We start from the raw sequence: 3,163 nt of genomic DNA, 5'->3' as shown, positions 1-3,163 counted from the left end.
TTGTAACCTCGCATTCCTCCCGGCACTGACCCTACGGGTACAGTGCGGGGCTCCTGCGATTTCTAGCTGAAGGGCAACCTGCAGGCTCGGCCAAGGCCTCCGGCCCGCTCACGCGAAGGGAAGATTTTTGCCTCAAGGCCCCCAGAGCCGCCATGAGCTGCGGCAGAGCCAGCAAAAGGTGCTGAGTGGCCTGTTGGGGTTGCCCTTTCAAGCAGGAAACCAAAGCTTCGGCAACACTCTGGTTTAGGGCCTGCAGAGCTTGGAGTGGAGTAGCACCCCCTAGAGAGGGATCCGGTTGCAGTGGGCTTTGAACATCCATGAAAAGGCAGGAAAGGCATGGACAGCAACCTTACAGCCCTTTCGCAGGTTGACCACAACAACGCCGCTGCCCTTTGGAGCAGAGCGCTCTGGTTTGCGCAAGTGTGCCGCAGACATGGAGTCCTGTACGGATAGACGATCGGGGGAAGGGCTGTATAGCTCCCTTAAGCCTAACAAATCCAAAAACTTCAGGGCCTCCGGCCCGCTTACGCGGACGTCAAAAACTTTTCTTGGATGTTGTCCGCATTGCTGCAAAGCAAAGGCCCCTCTATCTAGTGGCCATCAAGGCAGATCCTTTGCTCTCTCGTGCAAAGCAGGCTGAGCTCCAGCGCGGATCCCTCGAAATGGTGCAACTATTCGCCGCTCGATTCGTTTTCTTCGCCCTCGGCGGTGTCCTCAACCCCAGCTTGGGATCCCTCCGGTTCCTGGGCCTCAGAGGTCTGTCTCAGTTGGTTGAGCAGGGCCAAAACGCGGGATCCCCGCTCCAAAGAGCGATCCTGCAAAAACACCACTGTTGGCACCCGTCGCAGGCTGAGGCGCTGGCCGATTTCCCGCCGCACAAAGGGTGTGGCCGCTGCTAGCCCTTCCATAGCTCGGTGTTGAGCTGTCTCATCCCCATAAATGCTGACGAAGATGCGGGCGTTTTGCAGGTCATTGGAAACCTCGACATCCACAATGCTGACCATCCCTGCCCCAACCCGGTCATCTTTGATCTCCGAGAGCAGGATTTGGCTGACCTCTCGTTTGATCAGCTCTGCTACCCGTGCCACCCGTCGCGCTGTCGCCATTTTTGGATACCTAGGCTAACATCATCCGCAAGCCTGCTCTGGCTGGTGTGGAGCTCAGCCCTTGCCGGCTCGATCCCAAGAACAGTAGCCAATGCTACGAGCATCTCTTCCTTCCACCTTTATCCTGAGTCCATGTCCATCTTGCCTTGAGTATGAATACCTAAAGCCATCGATGGATGGATGGAGACGTGATGATCAAGACGCCAGAGGCGCTGCGGCGCTCCATTGAGCAGTTTATGCTGAATGTGACGGAGCCGCTTGACCCGTTGCTTTCCCTGAAGCTGACTCAGCTGGTGGTGATGTTGGGGGATACAGCTTACGCGATGGGATACAGCGATGGCCAGCAAAAGCCAGAGGAGCGCTGCCGCTATTGTCCCAGTCGGGTGTTCGACAGTCTAGAGCTTTGATAGGGTTCTTCAAGGTTCTTTAGAATGTAGCTTCTGGCCGCCCCGGCTCCCAGCCTTGGGGGGAGTGAGTTGAAAGGGGCGGTGGCAACCGGCCAAGATGGGATCCCATTGCTTGGCAGCCTATGACTTCCCCCGTTTTGCTTTGGCATCGTCGCGATCTGCGGTTAGGCGACAACACAGCTCTTCATGAGGCAGCCCAGCGCAGCTCTCAGGTGGTGCCTATCTTCATTTTCGACCCGCAGATGCTGAGACGGTCGGACATGGCCCCAGCTAGGGTGGCCTTTTTGCTTCAGGCTCTGCAAGAGCTCCAAGAGCGCTACGCCCAGATGGGGATCCCACTGATCTGGCGGCTGGGGGATCCCTCGGTGGAGTTGCGGTGCTTGGCCACAGACCTGGGAGCCAGGGCCGTGTTTTGGAATGCCGATGGGGAGCCGTTCGCCCTACAGCAAGAGAGTCGAGTGCAGGCCAGTTTGGCCGCAGCCGGGATCCAGTCCTTCTCCTACCAAGATATGCTGCTGCACGGGCCGGGGGAAGTGTTGACCCAGGCGGGGGAGCCCTATTCGGTCTTCACTCCCTTCTGGCGCAGGTGGGCGAGCTTGCCCAAGCGGGATCCCTACCCAACCCCCGAGGGTCTGCAGCCGGTATCGGGACTAAAAGCGCAGCCTCTACCGACTTTGGCAGATTTGGGCTTTGTCTGCGACCAGCGGATCCCAGCAGCGGGGGAAGCAGCGGCTCAAGCCCTTTTGGAAGACTTTTGTCAGGGTTTGCGCATTTTGGACTACGAGCGAGCCCGCAACTTCCCGGCTGAGCCGGGCACTTCTCTACTGAGCCCCCACTTGTGCTGGGGAACGATCGGCATTCGCCAGGTGTGGCAAGCCACGCGGGAGGTGGAAGCCGAGGTGCGCAGCCAAGAGGCCGAAAGCAGCTTGCAAACTTGGCGGCAGGAGCTGTGCTGGCGAGAGTTTTACAAGCATGTCTTGGCCCACTGGCCCCACGTGGAAACCGGAGCCTATCGACGAGCCTTCGACGCCCTGGAGTGGGACAATCAGCAGGACTGGTTTCAGGCCTGGTGCACCGGTCAGACGGGCTACCCCATCGTGGATGCGGCCATGCGCCAACTGAACGAAACTGGCTGGATGCACAACCGCTGCCGCATGATTGTGGCCAGCTTCCTGACCAAGGATCTGCTTATCGATTGGCGCTGGGGGGAACGCTACTTTATGCAAAAGCTGGTGGATGGGGATCTGGCGGCCAATAACGGCGGTTGGCAGTGGAGCGCCAGTGTGGGCACGGATCCCAAGCCCCTGCGCATCTTCAACCCGGCCACGCAAGCAGCCCGCTATGACCCGGAAGGAGAGTACATCCGTCGCTATCTGCCGGAGCTGGCACGGCTGGATACGCCGGCTCTGCTGTGGGTGGGAGATGACCCCAAGGGATCCTGGGCTTTGCGGGAACGGCGAAGTTGTGGCTATCCGGATCCCATTGTGGATCACAAGGTGCAGCAGCAGGCGTTCAAACGGCGCTACCAGGCGGTGCAGCAGGCCTACTCTAGGTCTGTTCGAGACGGTCTCCCCCCTCCTTCCTAGGTTGTGTTGATCTTTCATTTGAGCCAAAAGAGAGCACTGACGAGATAGAGAAAACTCAAGAAGT

General features: G+C 58.8%; 3 protein-coding genes. 2 read left to right on the top strand and 1 reads right to left on the bottom strand.

Translation table 11 applies throughout. The annotated features are described in order from the left end of the window. Positions 1 to 671: 671 nt before the first annotated feature. On the bottom strand, positions 672 to 1,106 hold the full coding sequence (rbfA, locus tag NW839_RS06085; RefSeq protein WP_414328963.1) for a 30S ribosome-binding factor RbfA: 435 nt from the start codon (positions 1,104 to 1,106) through the stop codon (positions 672 to 674). A 191-nt stretch (positions 1,107 to 1,297) separates the two neighbouring features. Here rbfA and NW839_RS06080 point away from each other — a divergent pair, with 191 nt between their 5' ends. Then, positions 1,298 to 1,513: a hypothetical protein gene (locus NW839_RS06080; RefSeq protein WP_238376842.1), complete on the top strand. Its 216-nt coding sequence runs from the start codon at positions 1,298 to 1,300 to the stop codon at positions 1,511 to 1,513. Positions 1,514 to 1,635: 122 nt separating this feature from the next. Next, positions 1,636 to 3,099 carry a cryptochrome/photolyase family protein gene (locus tag NW839_RS06075; protein ID WP_414351810.1) on the top strand — a complete coding sequence of 488 codons (1,464 nt, stop codon included), beginning with the start codon at positions 1,636 to 1,638 and terminating at the stop codon, positions 3,097 to 3,099. The last annotated feature ends 64 nt before the right edge of the window (positions 3,100 to 3,163 follow it).

This window comes from Synechococcus sp. R5-15 (assembly GCF_047462035.1).
Taxonomy (GTDB): domain Bacteria; phylum Cyanobacteriota; class Cyanobacteriia; order Thermostichales; family Thermostichaceae; genus Thermostichus.
Note: the sequence above shows the minus strand (reverse complement) of the source record. Positions and strands in the feature narration are given on the sequence as shown.

Bases quoted from the DNA above. Each gene is read 5' to 3' on its own strand.
- rbfA (WP_414328963.1), bottom strand. From the start codon at position 1,106: ATGGCGACAGCGCGACGGGTGGCACGGGTAGCAGAGCTGATCAAACGA.
- NW839_RS06080 (WP_238376842.1), top strand. From the start codon at position 1,298: ATGATCAAGACGCCAGAGGCGCTGCGGCGCTCCATTGAGCAGTTTATG.
- NW839_RS06075 (WP_414351810.1), top strand. From the start codon at position 1,636: ATGACTTCCCCCGTTTTGCTTTGGCATCGTCGCGATCTGCGGTTAGGC.